The organism is Streptomyces sp. C36 (assembly GCF_040932295.1).
GTDB lineage: Bacteria > Actinomycetota > Actinomycetes > Streptomycetales > Streptomycetaceae > Streptomyces > Streptomyces triculaminicus.
On record NZ_JBFQGI010000013.1, the window covers coordinates 1 to 16,376 of the forward strand.

16 protein-coding genes are annotated in these 16,376 nt (G+C 72.8%); 8 read left to right on the forward strand and 8 right to left on the reverse strand.

Going from position 1 to position 16,376, the window contains the following annotated elements; all coding sequences use genetic code 11:
* Window positions 1-309: 309 nt before the first annotated feature.
* On the reverse strand, window positions 310-1,068 hold the full coding sequence (locus AB4K12_RS29710) for an IclR family transcriptional regulator C-terminal domain-containing protein (RefSeq protein ID WP_362263432.1): 759 nt from the start codon (window positions 1,066-1,068) through the stop codon (window positions 310-312).
* 161 nt (window positions 1,069-1,229) lie between these two features.
* On the opposite strand from AB4K12_RS29710, the gene AB4K12_RS29715 reads away from it, so the two are divergent.
* On the forward strand, window positions 1,230-1,595 hold the full coding sequence (locus AB4K12_RS29715; RefSeq protein ID WP_368437762.1) for a hypothetical protein: 366 nt from the start codon (window positions 1,230-1,232) through the stop codon (window positions 1,593-1,595).
* A 63-nt stretch (window positions 1,596-1,658) separates the two neighbouring features.
* On the opposite strand, the gene AB4K12_RS29720 is transcribed toward AB4K12_RS29715, so the two are convergent.
* The 5 genes from AB4K12_RS29720 to AB4K12_RS29740 form a co-directional block, all read right to left on the reverse strand.
* Entirely contained in the window at window positions 1,659-2,267 is a 609-nt protein-coding gene (locus AB4K12_RS29720) for a nucleoside triphosphate pyrophosphatase (RefSeq protein WP_086574540.1), read from the reverse strand.
* A gap of 29 nt (window positions 2,268-2,296) precedes the next feature.
* Entirely contained in the window at window positions 2,297-3,748 is a 1,452-nt protein-coding gene (locus AB4K12_RS29725) for a peptidoglycan D,D-transpeptidase FtsI family protein (RefSeq protein ID WP_368437764.1), read from the reverse strand.
* Between the two features lie 99 nt (window positions 3,749-3,847).
* A complete protein-coding gene (gene mmpB / locus AB4K12_RS29730) occupies window positions 3,848-3,976 on the reverse strand; it encodes a morphogenic membrane protein MmpB (RefSeq protein ID WP_278186344.1) in 129 nt (42 codons plus the stop codon).
* A gap of 83 nt (window positions 3,977-4,059) precedes the next feature.
* Window positions 4,060-4,266 (reverse strand): acyl-CoA carboxylase subunit epsilon, encoded by a 207-nt coding sequence (locus tag AB4K12_RS29735; protein ID WP_086574544.1) that lies wholly within the window; start codon window positions 4,264-4,266, stop codon window positions 4,060-4,062.
* Window positions 4,267-4,347: 81 nt separating this feature from the next.
* Window positions 4,348-5,946, reverse strand: coding sequence for an acyl-CoA carboxylase subunit beta (locus tag AB4K12_RS29740; RefSeq protein ID WP_368437767.1), 1,599 nt, complete (start codon window positions 5,944-5,946; stop codon window positions 4,348-4,350).
* A gap of 147 nt (window positions 5,947-6,093) precedes the next feature.
* On the opposite strand from AB4K12_RS29740, the gene AB4K12_RS29745 reads away from it, so the two are divergent.
* The 5 genes from AB4K12_RS29745 (at window position 6,094) to hutH (ending at window position 12,348) form a co-directional block, all read left to right on the forward strand.
* Window positions 6,094-6,945 (forward strand): biotin--[acetyl-CoA-carboxylase] ligase, encoded by an 852-nt coding sequence (locus tag AB4K12_RS29745; RefSeq protein WP_368437769.1) that lies wholly within the window; start codon window positions 6,094-6,096, stop codon window positions 6,943-6,945.
* 325 nt (window positions 6,946-7,270) lie between these two features.
* A complete protein-coding gene (locus tag AB4K12_RS29750; RefSeq protein WP_362252192.1) occupies window positions 7,271-8,371 on the forward strand; it encodes an adenylate/guanylate cyclase domain-containing protein in 1,101 nt (366 codons plus the stop codon).
* A gap of 95 nt (window positions 8,372-8,466) precedes the next feature.
* Window positions 8,467-9,273, forward strand: coding sequence for an enoyl-CoA hydratase/isomerase family protein (locus tag AB4K12_RS29755; RefSeq protein WP_368437771.1), 807 nt, complete (start codon window positions 8,467-8,469; stop codon window positions 9,271-9,273).
* A 229-nt stretch (window positions 9,274-9,502) separates the two neighbouring features.
* Window positions 9,503-10,717 carry a diguanylate cyclase gene (locus AB4K12_RS29760; protein WP_368437919.1) on the forward strand — a complete coding sequence of 405 codons (1,215 nt, stop codon included), beginning with the start codon at window positions 9,503-9,505 and terminating at the stop codon, window positions 10,715-10,717.
* A 92-nt stretch (window positions 10,718-10,809) separates the two neighbouring features.
* Complete coding sequence (gene hutH / locus AB4K12_RS29765) at window positions 10,810-12,348, forward strand: histidine ammonia-lyase (protein ID WP_086566348.1); 1,539 nt, start codon at window positions 10,810-10,812, stop codon at window positions 12,346-12,348.
* Window positions 12,349-12,511: 163 nt separating this feature from the next.
* On the opposite strand, the gene AB4K12_RS29770 is transcribed toward hutH, so the two are convergent.
* Entirely contained in the window at window positions 12,512-12,781 is a 270-nt protein-coding gene (locus AB4K12_RS29770) for a hypothetical protein (RefSeq protein WP_368437773.1), read from the reverse strand.
* 319 nt (window positions 12,782-13,100) lie between these two features.
* Here AB4K12_RS29770 and AB4K12_RS29775 point away from each other — a divergent pair, with 319 nt between their 5' ends.
* Together AB4K12_RS29775 and AB4K12_RS29780 are read left to right on the forward strand one after the other, a co-directional pair.
* Window positions 13,101-14,381 carry an Ig-like domain-containing protein gene (locus AB4K12_RS29775; RefSeq protein ID WP_368437775.1) on the forward strand — a complete coding sequence of 427 codons (1,281 nt, stop codon included), beginning with the start codon at window positions 13,101-13,103 and terminating at the stop codon, window positions 14,379-14,381.
* A gap of 200 nt (window positions 14,382-14,581) precedes the next feature.
* Window positions 14,582-15,823, forward strand: a complete 1,242-nt coding sequence (locus tag AB4K12_RS29780; RefSeq protein WP_368437777.1) for a DUF2786 domain-containing protein — start codon at window positions 14,582-14,584, stop codon at window positions 15,821-15,823.
* Between the two features lie 71 nt (window positions 15,824-15,894).
* Here AB4K12_RS29780 and AB4K12_RS29785 read toward each other — a convergent pair whose 3' ends face one another.
* A complete protein-coding gene (locus tag AB4K12_RS29785) occupies window positions 15,895-16,326 on the reverse strand; it encodes a thioesterase family protein (protein ID WP_086566354.1) in 432 nt (143 codons plus the stop codon).
* Window positions 16,327-16,376: the final 50 nt, after the last annotated feature.

Here is a 16,376-nt window from a genome sequence, read left to right on the forward strand (position 1 = left end):
AAGCACCTTGCGCACGATGGCTCCCTCCTTGAAACAAGGTGAGTTTAGGTACTGGCGACACTCTGTGCCGACCCGACTTCCGGGGTGACCTTGCCCACACGGAGCGTGAAGGGGGAGCCGTTCGCGGGCCGAAGTCCCCAGGTCCTCCACGGTACGCCGGGAAATCTCGCGCACCGGCCGCCTGATGTTGTGGTCAAGGTCTCGGCGCTCACCCGGGAGCGGCGGCGCCGATTCTTTGTGGAGTCCCTACGAACGGGTGACACAAAGTTTGCGTGCCGACCCGGGCCGTGAGCCCCGGTTCCCACAGATTTACCCGCCAGTAGGGCGGCTGATGTCGAAGGCCCGCTGGAACTTGGCGGCCTCCACGGCCACCTGGCGGAGCGCCTCGGTCACCTGGTGCCCGCGGCGGTGGAACTCGGCGAGCGGCAGCGCCGCCGACACGGCCGCCGGTGCTCCCGGCGAGGGCACGGGTACCGCCACACAGGCGACTCCGGGCGCGCACTCCTCGATCTCCACAGCCGTTCCCTCCCGGCGCACCCGCTGCAGTTGAACGTCCAGTCGCTCCGGGGAGGTGATCGTGTGCGGGGTGAGGGCGGGCATGCCGGTCGTCGCCAGCTGCCGCATCCGGACGGCCCGGGGCAGGGCCGCCAGCAGCACCTTGCCGTGGGCGGTGGCGTGCGGCGTGGTGTCCTGGCCGACGCCGAAGCCGCCGGTGGCCGGGTGGCCGGCGGCGGCCCCGGCGAGCACCGCGACGCGGCCGTCGCGGTAGGTGCTGAAGTAGGTGTCCACCCCTGCCGCGCGGCGGGCGTCGGCGAGGAGTTCCTGCACCTCCTCGGCCAGGCGCATCTGCCGCTGGAAGGCGCGGTGCAGCGACGGCAACCGGTAGCCGAGGACATAGCCGGAGGACGTACGGACCAGGTGGCCGCGCTCGGTGAGGGTGCCCAGCAGCTCGTACACCGTGGACAGCCCGCAGCCCAGCCGGCGGGCGAGCGCCTTGGCGGGCACGGGCCCGTCGGACGCGGCGACGGCGTCCAGGAGGTCCAGGGCGCGGTCCAGGGACTGCGGCATGGCGGGGCGGGCTCCTTCGGCTGGGCGGGCGCGGTGTGTGTTGGTGGTGGTGCGGGCGGGGTGCGGGCCGGTCGTTCGCGAACTATGCCTGGCGGGCCGGAAATTCACTCGGGCGGCTCAGCGCGTCGTGACCGAAATACCGGGACATCGTTGATGAATTCATGATCAAGCGCATCGCTGCCGCGGCCGCCCTGGCCGGCGCCGCTCTGTCCGTGTCCTCCGCAGACGCCGTCGCCGCGCCGACGCCGGTCGAGCCGCCCCCGTCCTCGCACGCGGGCCGCCTGCACGTCACCGCGCCGGCGAAGGGCAGGCCGGCGAAGGGCGCGCCGGCCAAGCCCGGCCGGGGGAAGTCCGGCAAGCGCGGCCCGGCCAAGTCCCAGGCGCCGATGGGCGCCCCGGAGATGCCGGACGCCACGCCTCCGCAGGACCAGAGCCTGCACCCCGGGGTCCTCAAGGGCCTCGGCAAGCTGAATCAGCTCCATCAGCTGAGGCAGGTCGGCGCGGCCACGAAGGCGCTGCCGCTCTGAGCGACCGCGCCCGGAGGGACTACGTCCGGACGACTACGCCCGGAGGGACCGCCTCCGGAGCGACTACGCCCAGAGGTCGGTGATGCCGGTGCCGAGCTCGGCGAGCAGGTCGCGGAGCAGGGGGAGCGACAGGCCGATGACGTTGCCGGGGTCGCCGTCGATGCCCCGGACGAACGGCGCCGACCGGCCGTCGAGGGTGAAGGCGCCCGCGACGTGCAGCGGTTCGCCGGAGGCCACGTAGGCGGCGATCTCGGCGTCGGACGGCTCGCCGAAGCGGACCGTCGTGGAGGCGGTCGCCGAGGCCTGGCGGCCGGTGACGGTGTCGATGACGCAGTGTCCGGTGCGCAGGACGCCGGAGCGGCCGCGCATGGACTTCCAACGGGCCGTGGCCTCCTCGGCGTCGGCGGGCTTGCCGAGCGCCTGGCCGTCGAGCTCCAGCACCGAGTCGCAGCCCACGACCAGCGCCCCGGCCGCCGCCTCCTGCCCGGCCACGGCCGCGGCCTTCGCCTCGGCCAGCACCAGCGCCAGGGCGGCGGGGGTGGGGGCGTCGAGGGCGTCCTCGTCCACACCGCTGACGATCACTTCGGGAGCCAGCCCGGCCTGGCGCAGCAGGCCGAGGCGGGCGGGGGACTGGGAGGCCAGGACGAGGCGGCGGCGGGAGCTGTCGGTCATACGGGCCAGCCTACGGGCGCCGCCGGCGCTCACCTGCCGAGGACCGCCCGCATCACCTTCTGGGCGATCGGGCCGGCCAGCTTGCCGCCGGAGATCTCGGCGTCCGGCACGCTGTCGTCGGGCTCGACCATGACCGCGACGGCGACGGGCGAGCCGTCGGAGGCCTTGGCGTAGGAGATGAACCAGGCGAGGTTCTTCTGACCCTTGCCGCGCTCGGCGGTGCCGGTCTTGCCGCCGACGGTGACGCCGTCGATGAGGGCGGCCTTGCCGGTGCCCTTGGTGGCGGTGTCCTCCATCATCCGCTGGATCTTCTTCGCGATCTCCGGCGAGACCGCCCGGGACATCTGCTCCGGCTTGTGCTTCTCGATCGTCGACAGGTCCGGGCCGCGGAGCTCCTCGACCAGGTAGGGCTTCATCAGCTTGCCGTCGTTGGCGATGGCGGCGGTCATCATGGCGACCTGCAGCGGGGTGGCGGTCAGGCTGCCCTGGCCGATGCCGGCCATGGCGGTCTGGGACCGGTTGATGTCCTTGGGGAACGTGCTCTCGCCGGCCCGTACGGGGACGAAGTACTCCTGGTTGAAGCCGAACCGCTCGGCCGTCGCGCGCAGCTTGTCCTTGCCGAGGTCGGAGGCGGCCTTGCCGTAGACGGTGTTGCAGGAGTTCTGCATGGCGACGTTGAGCGAGGCGTTCTTGCAGGGGGCGGTGGGGTTCTGGTTGGGGAGCCGTGTCACCGTGCCCGGCATGACCCACGGGTCGGGCGAGTCGGTGGCGGCGTCGATGTCGGTGGTCAGGCCGTTCTCCAGGGCCGAGGCAGCCGTCACGATCTTGAACGTGGAGCCGGGCGGGTAGGTCTCCCGCAGCGCCCGGTTGTTCATCGGCTTGTCCTTGTCCTTCTGCAGAGCGTCCCAGGCGGCCTGGTCCTTCTTGCCGCTCCCCGAGAAGACCGACGGGTCGTAGGAGGGGGTGGAGGCCAGGGCGAGGATCTTGCCGGTGCGCGGGTCGAGGGCGACGGCCGCGCCCTTGCGGTCGCCGAGCCCCTCGTAGGCGGCCTTCTGGGCCTTGGGGTCGATGGTCGTCACGACGTCGCCGCCGCGCCGCGGCTTGCCCGTGATCATGTCGGCGGTGCGCTGCAGGAAGAGGCGGTCGTCGGTGCCGCTGAGCAGCTTGTTGTTGACGCCCTCGAGGAAGGAGCTGCCGTAGCTCTGCGAGGAGTAGCCGGTGACCGGCGCGTACATCGCGCCGTCGGTGAAGGTGCGCCGGTACTTCAGGTCGCCGTCGCTCGCCGCCGAGCCGGTGACGGGCTTGCCTCCGACGATGATGTCGCCGCGCGGCTGGGAGAAGCTCGCGATGGCCACGCGGCGGTTCTTCTCGTGGTGGGAGAGCTCGTCGGCGCGGACGAACTGCACCCAGGTCGCCCGGACCAGCAGCGAGAGCACGAGCGCGCCGGTGAGGACGGCTATGTGGCGTACGGGCTTGTTCATGGTGTGAAGGACTCCCCGGTTCGCGGCATATCACTGGGCATGACGCGAATCGGGCGAATGCGGTTGCGGTCGGGGCAAAACTATGAGGCTGCTGTGATCTCAGCGCATTCCCAGCAGGAAGAACAGCACCACGACCCCCACGGCCAGCACGACCCCCGCCCGGCGGAGCATGGCCTGCGCCTCGCGCAGTTCCTCGGGTGGTTCATCGGACGGGTCTGACCAGAGCATGACCTCCATGCTCCGGCCGGAAAGGCCGTGGCGCCTGAGTACGCGTACTCAGGCGCCACGGGTGCGGTACGGGGAGGAGAGGCTCAGGCGGGCCAGTAGGTGGTGCGCCAGGCGCGCGGGCCCGGGTGCGGCGCGCGGTGCGCGGCCGCGAGCCGGGCCGGGCTCGACCACTCCGAGCGCGCGGGGGCGGGGGGCGCGACGGCGGCCCCGGCCGCCGCGCGCGCCTGAACCACCGCCAGTGCGGCGGCCAGCTCCTCCGGGGTCGGATTGCCCCGTACGACCTTGATCACGTCAGCGTCCCTTCGTCGGTGACCGTTGCCTCGGGCGGGCGGGCCGGCCGGCTTCCCGGCCGGCCCGTGGATTCCAGCGTCCTACAGCGGGATGTTCCCGTGCTTCTTGGGCGGCAGGACCTCGCGCTTCTCGCGCAGGGCGCGCAGCCCCCGCACGATGTGGCGGCGGGTCTCCGACGGCATGACCACCGCGTCGACGTAGCCGCGCTCGGCCGCCGCGTACGGGTTGAGCAGCGCGTCCTCGTAGTCGGCGATCAGCTTCGCCCGCAGCTCCTCCTGCGCCTCGGGCGTCTCCGCCGCGGCGAGTGAACGGCGGTGCAGGATGTTGACCGCGCCCTGGGCGCCCATGACCGCGATCTGGGCCGTCGGCCAGGCGAGGTTGAGGTCCGCGCCCAGGTGCTTGGAGCCCATCACGTCGTACGCGCCGCCGAACGCCTTGCGGGTGATCACCGTGATCAGCGGGACCGTGGCCTCCGCGTAGGCGTAGATCAGCTTGGCGCCGCGCCGGATGATGCCGTTGTACTCCTGGTCGGTGCCCGGCAGGAAGCCGGGGACGTCGACGAACGTGAGCACGGGGACGTTGAAGGCGTCGCAGGTGCGTACGAAGCGGGCGGCCTTCTCGCTGGCGTTGATGTCCAGGCAGCCGGCGAACTGCATCGGCTGGTTCGCCACGATGCCCACCGGGTGGCCCTCCACCCGGCCGAAGCCCGTGATGATGTTCGGCGCGAACAGCGCCTGGGTCTCCAGGAACTCGCCCTCGTCCAGCACGTGCTCGATCGCGGTGTGCATGTCGTAGGGCTGGTTCGCCGAGTCCGGGATGAGCGTGTCCAGCTCGCGGTCGGTGCCGGAGACCTCGAGGTCGGCCTCCTCGGGGAAGGCCGGCGGCTCGGAGAGGTTGTTGGACGGCAGGTAGGACAGCAGCGCCTTGACGTAGTCGATGGCGTCCTTCTCGTCGCCCGCCATGTGGTGCGCCACGCCCGAGGTGGTGTTGTGCGTCCGGGCGCCGCCCAGCTCCTCGAAGCCGACGTCCTCGCCGGTGACCGTCTTGATGACGTCCGGGCCGGTGATGAACATGTGCGAGGTCTGGTCGACCATCACCGTGAAGTCGGTGATCGCCGGGGAGTAGACCGCACCGCCCGCGCAGGGGCCCACGATCAGGGAGATCTGGGGGATGACTCCGGAGGCGTGGACGTTTCGGCGGAAGATCTCGGCGAACAGGCCGAGGGCCACCACACCCTCCTGGATGCGGGCGCCGCCACCGTCGTTGATGCCGACGACCGGACAGCCGGTCTTCATGGCGAAGTCCATCACCTTGACGATCTTCTCGCCGTAGACCTCGCCGAGCGAACCGCCGAAGATGGTGAAGTCCTGCGAGTAGACGCACACCGTGCGGCCGTCGACCGTGCCGTAGCCGGTGACCACGCCGTCCCCGTAGGGGCGGTTGGCGTCGATGCCGAAGTTGGTCGAGCGGTGCCGGGCGAACTCGTCGAGCTCGACGAACGAGCCCTCGTCCAGCAGCAGGTCGATCCGCTCGCGCGCCGTCAACTTGCCCTTGGCGTGCTGCTTCTCCACCGCCCGAGCGGAACCGGCGTGCGTCGCCTCCTCGATCCGGCGCTGCAGATCCGCGAGCTTGCCCGCGGTGGTGTGGATGTCGAATCCGTTGGCTTCTGGCTCGGACACGGGATGCGGCTCCTGCTCGTCCAGAGGGGTGGGACAGGCTGTGCTACCGGTTCGTAGGGTAGTCGCGCGGATGCGGTGCGGCAGTGCGTCGTTGGCCACATCGCGACCGTCCGGTTTCCCCCCTCCCGGCCTCCTATGGTGGGCCTTATGACGCCCTCCGACGCCTCTGGCAACCGCTGGTCCGACCTCGACCGGCCTCCGCTGAACGCCGCCGCCCTGCGACGCGGGCTCGTCCGCCCCGGCGGCCTGTGGACCTCCCTCGACGTGGTCCAGCGCACCGGGTCCACCAACACCGATCTCGCCGGCTCCGGCGGCGACGAGGGAGCGGTGCTCGTCGCCGAGGAACAGTCGGCGGGCCGCGGCCGGCTGGACCGCACCTGGACCGCGCCGCCGCGTTCCGGTCTCTTCTTCTCCGTCCGCCTCACCCCCGGCCCCGGCGTGCCCACCGAGCGCTGGGGCTGGCTGCCGCTGCTCGCCGGCGTCGCCACCGCCACCGCGCTCTCCCGGGCCGCCGGCGTCGACACCGCCCTGAAGTGGCCCAACGACCTGCTGGTGACGGTCGACGGAGCCGAACGCAAGACCGGCGGCATCCTCGCCGAGCGCGCCGGCGACAGCGTCGTCGTGGGCATCGGGCTCAACGTCTCGCTGCGCGCCGACGAGCTGCCGGTGCCCGCCGCCGGGTCGCTCGCGCTCGCCGGGGCCAAGGTGCTGGACCGGGACCCGCTGCTGCGGGCCGTGCTGCGTTCGCTGGAGGAGTGGTACGAGGCGTGGCGCGCGGCGGGCGGCGACCCGGCCGGCTGCCGCCTGCAGGAGGCGTACACGGCCGGCTGCGCCACCCTCGGCCGGTCCGTACGGGCCGAACTGCCCGGCGGGCGGGAGCTCGTCGGCGAGGCCGTGGCCGTCGACGGCGACGGGCGGCTGGTGCTGGCGACGGCCGACGGGGTGCAGGAACCGGTGGGCGCGGGCGACATCGTCCACCTGCGGCCGGCAGGGGCGTAGGGCCTGTCCGACGGTTCGGCACAGGCCCCGGCCCGGGCAAGTGACCGGACGGCATGCGGCGGGTGCCCGGAGGGTCACCGGGAGCGATCCGGACCGGTTCGGGGCATTTTGTGTGCCGGTCCGGGCGTAAAGAGACGTAAAGGAGTGCCGTAGAGGTCGTAAAGAGTGAGCGCCGTGCCGTCGGGAGAGTGAGCTACGGCACACCTGACGTATCGTTGTGCGCGGAAACTGGGCGAGCAGCGATCGGCAGGGCAGTGCGCACGGATCGGACAGGGGGCGGGCGGTGACCGCCGACGAAGGGGGTACCTCCCGTGCCGGCAAGGCCATGGGGGAGGAGAGCGCCGCACGCGAGGCCGCCGGGCAGGACTTCGGCGACGACGGCGGCGAGGAGGCCGGCGACCCCCTCGCGCTCCGGCTGGAATCGCTGATCCTGGGCGCCGAGCGGCGCTACACCCCCTTCCAGGCCGCCCGCGCGGCCGGCGTCTCCATGGACCTGGCCGCCCGCTTCTGGCGCGCCATGGGCTTCGCCGACATCGGCCAGGCCAGGGCGCTGACCGAGGCGGACGTCCTCGCGCTGCGGCGGCTGGCGGGCCTGGTAGAAGCGGGGCTGCTGAGCGAGCCCATGGCCGTGCAGGTCGCCCGGTCCACCGGCCAGACCACCGCCCGGCTCGCCGACTGGCAGATCGACTCCTTCCTGGAGGGCCTGACCGAGCCTCAGGAGGGCATGAGCCGCACCGAGATCACCTACCCGCTGGTCGAGCTGCTGCTGCCCGAGCTGGAGGAGTTCCTCATCTACGTCTGGCGGCGGCAGCTCGCCGCCGCCACCGGCCGCGTCGTCCAGGCGGCCGACGACGTGGAGATGGTCGACCGGCGGCTCGCCGTCGGCTTCGCCGACCTCGTCGGCTTCACCCGGCTGACGCGGCGCCTGGAGGAGGAGGAGCTCGGCGAGCTGGTCGAGGCCTTCGAGACCACGGCCGCCGACCTGGTGGCCGCGCACGGCGGGCGGCTGATCAAGACGCTGGGCGACGAGGTGCTGTTCGCCGCCGACGACGCGGGCACGGCCGCCGAGATCGGGCTGCGGCTGATCGAGACCCTCACCCACGACGAGACCATGCCGGAGCTGCGGGTCGGGATCGCCTTCGGGACGGTCACGACGCGCATGGGCGACGTCTTCGGCACGACCGTGAATCTGGCGAGCCGGCTGACGTCGATAGCGCCGAAGGACGCCGTCCTCGTGGACGGCGCCCTCGCCGAGGAGCTCGCGCGCAGCGGCGACGCCCCCAAGTCGGAGGCGGAGGTCACGGCGGCCGAACAGGCCGGCGAGGAGCACGGTACGTACCGCTTCGCCCTGCAGCCGATGTGGCAGCGGCCGGTGCGGGGGCTGGGCGTCGTGGAGCCGTGGCTGTTGACGCGGCGGAACGGCTGACGGCCGGGGGACAGCGAGGCCCTTCCGGGCGGGACGTGCGGCTGCGATGATCTGCGGCAGTTCACGATCGTTCACTTTTCGCCGGAGGTCGTCGTATGAGCACGGGTGAGCAGCGGTTCGGGGAGTGGGTCGCCGTGCGTCGCCACGAGGACGGTCATGTGGCCGAGCTCGTGCTGGACCGGCCCAAGGCCATGAACGCCGTGTCCACCGAGATGGGCCGGTGCATCGCGGACGCCACCTCCGCGCTGGCGGCCGACCGCGAGGTGCGGGCCGTCGTCCTCACCTCCACGCACGAGCGTGCCTTCTGCGTCGGGGCCGACCTGAAGGAGCGCAACTCCTTCACCGACGCCGACCTCGGCCGGCAGCGCCCGTACACGCGCGCCGCCTACACCGGCGTCCTCGACCTGCCCGTGCCGGCCGTCGCCGCCGTGCACGGCTTCGCCCTGGGCGGCGGGTTCGAGCTGGCGCTGTCCTGCGATGTGATCGTGGCGGACACGACGGCCGTCGTCGGACTGCCCGAGGTGTCGGTCGGTGTGATCCCCGGGGGCGGCGGCACCCAGCTGCTGCCGCGCCGGGTGGGCGCCGCCCGCGCCGCCGAGCTGATCTTCAGCGCGCGGCGGGTGGAGGCCGCCGAGGCGGGGGAGTTGGGGCTGGTGGACCTGGTCGTCGAGGCCGGCCGGGACCGCGAGGAGGCCCTCGCCCTGGCCGCGCGGATCGCCGCCAACTCGCCCGTCGGGCTACGGGCGGCCAAGAAGGCGCTGCGACTCGGGCACGGGCTGGACCTGCGGGCCGGGCTCGAGGTGGAGGACGCCGCCTGGCGGACCGTGGCCTTCTCCGGCGACCGGACGGAGGGCGTGGCGGCCTTCAACGAGAAGCGGAAGCCGAACTGGCCGGGGGAGTGACGCGCGGGGCCTGACGAAGGCCGGCCCCGGCCGGGGCCGGCCCGGGCCCGCTCCCACGCCGGGCGTGGGAGCGGGCCTTGCGCCCTGTAAAGCGGAATGAGCTCAACGTTCTTACGCTGGAGTGCAGGATCTGCACACGGTGGCTGAATGTGAGGCTCGGGTGGTGGGTGACGGGGAGCGCTACGACCGCGACGACCGCCTGCGGGCCGTGGTGGAGCTGGCGCAGGCCATGGCGGCGACGCAGGCGCTGTCGGAAGCCGTCGAGGTCGCCGCGGAGGGCGCGCGGATCGCGCTGGGCGGGACGTTCGCGGCGGTGTCGGTGTGGGAACGCGAGCGCGGGCGCCTGCGCGTCCTGGTGAACGCCGGGGAGCGGGTGGCGGGCGAGGAACGCTTCCCCGTCGACGAGTCCTACCCGGTCAACGACTACCCCGAGATCACCGAGTTCCCGCACGGGATGGGGGCACCTACCGGCGACGGCTGGGGGAGGCTGGGCGGTCAGCCGCACGCCTGGGTCGAGACGGCCGAGGGCGGCGGGCAGGGGGCCGCCGGGGCCGCTGCCGGGGCCGTGGCGGAGGTCGCTGCCGAGGGTGCTGACGAGGGCGCTGCGGAGGGGGCGTACCGCCATCGGCGGGTCGCCGATCTGCGGCGGCGGGGGCGGGGGTGCTGCGTGGTCGCGCCCATCGTCCTGCACGGGCGCGCCTGGGGTGAGCTGTATGTGGCGCGCCGGGTCGGGGCGCCCGTGTTCGGGCGTACGGACGCGGACTTCGCGACCGTGCTGGCGGCGGTGACGGCGTCCGGGATCGCGCAGACCGAGCGGCTGGAAGAGGTGCGTCGGCTCGCCTTCACGGATCCCCTGACCGGCCTGGCCAACCGCCGCGCCGTCGACGCCCGGCTGGACGAGGCCGTGGAGTCGCATCTGGCGAGCGGCGTCGTCGTGAGCCTGGTCGTCTGCGATCTGAACGGGCTCAAGGCCGTCAACGACACGCTGGGGCACGCCGTGGGGGACCGGCTGCTGGAACGTTTCGGGTCGGTGCTGTCGGTGTGCGGGGCACAGCTGCCGGGCGCCTTGGCGGCGCGGCTGGGCGGGGACGAGTTCTGCCTGCTGACGGTGGGTCCGACGGCGGACGAGGTGGTGCGGGTGGCCGAGGAACTCTGCCGCCGGGCGGGCGGGTTGGAGCTCGGCGAGGGTGTCGCCTGCGGGGTGGCCTCCACCGGGGATCCGATCGGGGACGTCCGGTCGGCGCGGCGGCTGTTCCGGCTGGCGGACGCCGCGCAGTACCGGGCGAAGGCGGCGCGGTCGGCGAAGCCGGTGGTCGCGGGGCGGGGCGGGGGCCTGGAGGACCCGGTGGTGCGGCTGGCGGACCGGCCGCCGGAGCCGCCCGCCGGGGGCGGGGTGGAGCGGCGCCGCTTCAGGGGCCGGCAGGGGGAGGGGGCCGGCGGGTAGGGCTTCGGGCCTCGCCGGCGTTGTGATGAAAGAGCGGTGAAGAGGGGTAGTGACAGTTCGCGATTCAGTCCCTAGGGTGCCTGAATATGGATATGCACACTGTGGTGGTGGGGACGCACGGAACGACCGCTGAGGACGTGATCTCCGTAGCGCGCGGAGCCGCGCGCGTGGTCGTCTCCGAGGAAGCGCTGGCCGCCGTCGCCGCCGCGCGGCAGGTCATCGACGACCTGGCCGCCAAGCCGGACCCCGTCTATGGCGTGTCGACGGGATTCGGTGCCCTCGCCGTCCGCCACATCAGCCCCGACCTGCGCGCCCAGCTGCAGCGCAACATCGTCCGCTCGCACGCGGCCGGCATGGGCCCCCGCGTGGAGCGCGAGGTCGTACGGGCGCTGATGTTCCTGCGCCTGAAGACCCTGGCCTCCGGGCACACGGGCGTCCGGCCGCTGGTCGTCGAGACCATGGCCGCCATCCTCAACGCGGGCATCACCCCCGTCGTGCACGAGTACGGCTCCCTGGGGTGCTCGGGCGACCTCGCACCGCTGTCGCACTGCGCGCTGACGCTCATGGGCGAGGGCGACGCCGAGGGCCCCGACGGCGTGGTGCGCCCCGCCGCCCAGCTGCTCGCCGAGCACCGCATCGAGCCCGTGGAGCTGCGGGAGAAGGAGGGCCTGGCCCTCCTCAACGGCACCGACGGCATGCTCGGCATGCTGTCCATGGCCTGCGCCGACCTGGCCCGGCTGATCACCTCCGCCGACATCACCGCCGCCCTGTCGCTCGAGGCCCTGCTGGGCTCCGAGAAGGTCCTCGCCCCGGAGCTGCACGCCATCCGCCCGCACCCGGGCCAGGGCGCCAGCGCCGCCAACATGCTGGCCGTCCTCGCGGGCTCCGAGCTCACCGGGCACCACCAGGACGACGCGCCGCGCGTCCAGGACGCGTACTCGATCCGCTGCGCCCCGCAGGTCGCGGGCGCCGGCCGGGACACCCTCGCCCACGCCCGCCTGGTGGCGGACCGCGAGCTGGCCGCGGCCGTCGACAACCCCGTCGTGCTGCCCGACGGGCGCGTGGAGTCCAACGGCAACTTCCACGGCGCCCCGGTCGCGTACGTCCTGGACTTCCTCGCCATCGCCGCCGCCGACCTGGCGTCCATCGCCGAGCGGCGCACCGACCGGCTGCTCGACAAGAACCGTTCGCACGGCCTGCCGCCGTTCCTGGCCGGGGACGCGGGCGTGGACTCCGGGCTGATGATCGCCCAGTACACGCAGGCCGCGCTCGTCAGCGAGATGAAGCGGCTGGCCGTTCCCGCCTCGGTCGACTCGATCCCCTCCTCCGCCATGCAGGAGGACCACGTCTCCATGGGCTGGTCGGCGGCGCGCAAGCTGCGCACGGCCATCGACGCGCTGGGCCGGGTCGTCGCGGTGGAGCTGGTGGCCGCCACCCGGGCGATCGAGCTGCGCGAGGGCCTGGAGCCGGGCCCGGCGGCGAAGGCCGTCATCGCCGCCGTACGGGCGGCCGGCGTGGAGGGCCCGGGCGGGGACCGCTTCCTGGCCCCGGACCTGGCGGCGGCCGAGGCGTTCGTCCGGGCCGGCGGCCTGGTCGAGGCGGCCGAGACCGCGACGGGGCCGCTGGCCTGACCCTGCTCCGGCGGGCTGCTTCCGGCGGCCCGCCGGTGACGAGTCCGCTTCCGGCGGCCCGTTGCTGACGGGTCGCCGCTGGACGGCCGCCGCCGGACGACCGTCGTTGAACGGTCCACTTCTGACGACCCGCCGGTGACGACCCGCCGGTGACGGTCCGCTGCTAACGAGCCGCTGTGCGCGACCTGCGCACGGCGGCCGTGACCATGGCGCCGCCGGCCGCGACGAACGCGATGCCGCCGAAGAGGTACGGCGTGGTGTCCACGCTGCCGCTGTCCGCGAGGGCCAGCTCCGCCGTGCGCGGGGCGGTGTTCGCGGGCTGTCGCTTCGCCGGGTGGTGCTCGGGCGTCGCGTTGGCGCTCGGTACGAACCACATCGCGCTCAGCAGAGTGCCTGCGGCGATGGCGGTGAGCAGCGGGCGGCGGGTGGTCACGGGATGAATCCCCCTTGCGGCGATGGAGATTGGGGGTCGTGGAGCTTCGGCGAGTCCCGACTGACACGATGTTAGTGATACCGGCGGCCCGGGGGGAAGTCGCGGGGGTGGGACGGTGCCCGGAGGGCACGTACGGCCTTTGTCAAGACCCCGGTTGCCGCGGTTGCTCCTGGAGGGGATTTACTGGGGTGGTCTTCCCCACAATCCCCGGCGGCGTGGAACGGACCGGGCGGCGCAGGCGTTCCCTAAGTAGTAGCCGGGATACGTGTAGCCCTACGAGCCCCACGATCGGCTCGGGGGATTCCGGGGTCCAGGAGCAATGGAGAAGCGTGTGATGACGTACGGCAAGCGCCGCAAGGGCCTCGTGGCCGCGGCCGCTGTGCTCGGTGGTGTACTGACTCTGGCCGCCTGCGGTGGGGACGACGACGCCAAGAGCGGCGGCGGCAGCAGCGATGGCAAGGGCAAGTCCCAGGGTCAGGTCGACGCCGCGGCGGCCAAGGACGCCTCCAAGGCGCACATCAAGATCACGCCCAAGGGCGGCACCACCAACGCCGGTATCACGACGGACGCCGTCAACGTCACCGTCAGTGACGGCGAGCTCACCAGCGTCAAGATGACGACGGACAAGGGCACCCCCGTCGAGGGTTCAATATCTTCGGACAAGAAGACCTGGAAGCCGAACAACCAGCTCGAGCGTTCGACGAAGTACAAGGTCATCGCCGAGGCCAAGGACGACAAGGGCCGCAAGGCCGCGGAGAACTCCGCCTTCTCCACCGTCTCGCCCACCAACAGCTTCATCGGCTCCTTCACGCCGGAGGACGGCTCGACCGTCGGCGCCGGCATGCCGGTCTCGATCAACTTCGACAAGCCGATCAAGGACCGCAAGGCCGTCCAGTCCCACCTGGAGGTCACCTCGACCAGCGGCCAGAAGGTCGTCGGTCACTGGTTCAACGACCAGCGCCTGGACTTCCGTCCGCAGGACTACTGGAAGTCCGGCTCCCAGGTCACGCTGAAGATGGACCTCGACGGCGTCGAGGGCGCTCCGGGCATCAAGGGCGTCCAGAAGAAGACGATCAACTTCAAGATCGGCCACGCCCAGGTCTCCACGGTCGACGCCAAGACCCACCAGATGACGGTCGTGCGCGACGGCAAGGTCATCAAGACCATCCCGATCTCGGCCGGCAGCGCGTCGAACCCGACGTACAACGGCAAGATGGTGATCTCCGAGAAGTTCGTGGAGACCCGCATGGACGGCTCCACCGTCGGCTTCTCCAAGGCCGACGGCAAGGGCGAGTACGACATCAAGGACGTGCCGCACGCCATGCGGCTGTCCACGTCCGGCACGTTCATCCACGGCAACTACTGGGGCAGCGGCGTCTTCGGCGTCTCCAACACCAGCCACGGCTGCGTGGGCCTGGAGGACAAGCAGGGCGCGAACGACCCCAACACCTCGGGCGCCTGGTTCTACACCAACTCGCTCATCGGTGACGTGGTCGAGGTCAAGAACTCCGAGGACAAGACCATCGCCCCGGACAACGGCCTCAACGGCTGGAACATGGACTGGGCGAAGTGGGTCGCGGGCAGCGCCACCGGCTCCTGACCGACTCTGCCGCTCCTTGAAGGGCCCGGCCCCGCGGAATCCTCCGCGGGGCCGGGCCCTCGCCGTTTCCGGGGTGCCCGGACGAGGGTGGTGGCGGCCTCTCGCCGCAGGTCCCGGCGTGGGGCCGCGCGGCGTGCGCGAAAGCGGCGTGCGGGAAAATGGAGGCTGCCCCTCCCCCCGAAGGAAGAGAGCCCGCCGCCGTGCAGAGCAATGAGCCGCCCCTCGAGACCGTCTCCGCCGCCCTGCGCGGCCTGCGGGCGGTGCGCGGGGAGGCGCTCGAGGACGCGGTCTACGCCGCCGCGTCCCTCGTCGCCGCCGCGCCGGCCGGGTGGGAGGCCGTCAGCGGGGCCGTGCTGCGGGTGGGCTCGGGGATCCTGCGGCGGTGCTGGGAGTACGGATGGCAGCCCGCCGACGTCGTACGGCTCGTACGCCGCGAACTGGGCGGCCCCGAGACCCGCTTCGCCGTCGACGTCATCGCCGCCGAGGCGCGCCGCTACGCCCCCGAGACGCTCGGGGCGCGGTGGGCGGCCCAGCTGCGGGACCTCGAGGCGAGCGAGTGGTGGCAGGGGGACGACGCGTTCCTCGAGGGGTTCGCGCGGCGCGAGCGGCTGAGCCGGTTCGAGACGGCGGCGTGCGCGCTCGGCGCGCTGCGGCTGGTCGACGCCTTGCCGAGGATCGGGGCGGTCGGCTCGCTGCCGGGCACCGCCCACATACGGCCCGGGGTCGCGTCCGACGTATCCGCCGCACCCGCCGCACCCGCCGCGCCCCGGATGCTCGGGCGGATCCGCGCGCTGCTGGCCAAGGCGGAGTCGACGCAGTTCCCCGAGGAGGCCGAGGCCCTCTCGGCCAAGGCGCAGGAGCTCATGGCCCGGCACTCGATCGACGAGGCGCTGCTGGCCGTCGAGGACGGCGCCCCCGCCGAGGGGCCCGGGGCCTGCCGGATCGGGATCGACGGACCGTACGAGTCCGCCAAGGCGCTGCTGCTGGACGCGGTGGCGGCGGCCAACCACTGCCAGGCCGTGTGGTCGTCCGAGTACGGCTTCTCCACCGTCGTCGGCTTCGACGCGGACCTGGAGCTGGTGGAGCTGCTCTACACCTCGCTGCTGGTGCAGGCCACCACGGCGATGCGGCGCGCCGCCGACGACCACCACGCCCGCGGCCGCTCCCGCCGAACCCGCGACTTCCGCGAGTCCTTCCTGATCGCCTACGCGGGCCGTGTCGGCGACCGGCTCTCGGCGGCCGTGCGGGAGGTCGCCGCCGAGGAGGCGCGCCCCCAGGTGCTGCCCGTGCTGGCGGCGCGGGACGTGGCGGTGGGGGAGACGGCCGGGCGGCTGTTCCCCGAGACCACCTCGCACCGGCTCAAGGGCCGGGACGCGGAGGGCTGGGAGCAGGGCCGCCGGGCCGCGGACGAGGCCCGGATCTCGCGCCGGCAGGGCGCCTGACGGGGTTCGGGGGAGGCGGCGGAGGCCTCGGGTGTCCCTAGGCCTCAGACGCCTCGGATACCTCAGACACCTCAGACGCCTCGGATGCCGAGGACGCGCATGTCGGCCGCCAGGGCCTCGAAGTGCGCCGCCGGGTCGCTCACCAGTCGGCGCGTGTGCAGGTCCAACAGCCCGCCCACGCTCGTGACGTCGGCGGCCGGCGTCCCGTCGGCCTTCGTCAGCCGCTGCTCGACCCGGAACGTCTTCCCGCCCTCCCAGGAGAACGCGCAGCTCACCCGCACCTCGTCACCCGCCCGCAGCTCCCGGTGGAACCGCAGGTTCGTCTCCAGGTTCACCGGCCCCACCCCCTTCTCCAGCAGCGCGCTCTGCCGCACTCCGGCCGCCTCCAGGCACGCCCAGCGGGCGTGTTCGGCGTACTGCATGTAGACGCTGGTGTTCAGGTGGCCCTGGGAATCGGTCTCGTAGCCACGAACGGTGACGGTGACGCTGAAGGGATCGCTCATGGCCCCTCCAACCGTCGCGGGACGGTGGCGCATTCCCGTCGGTGGGCCCG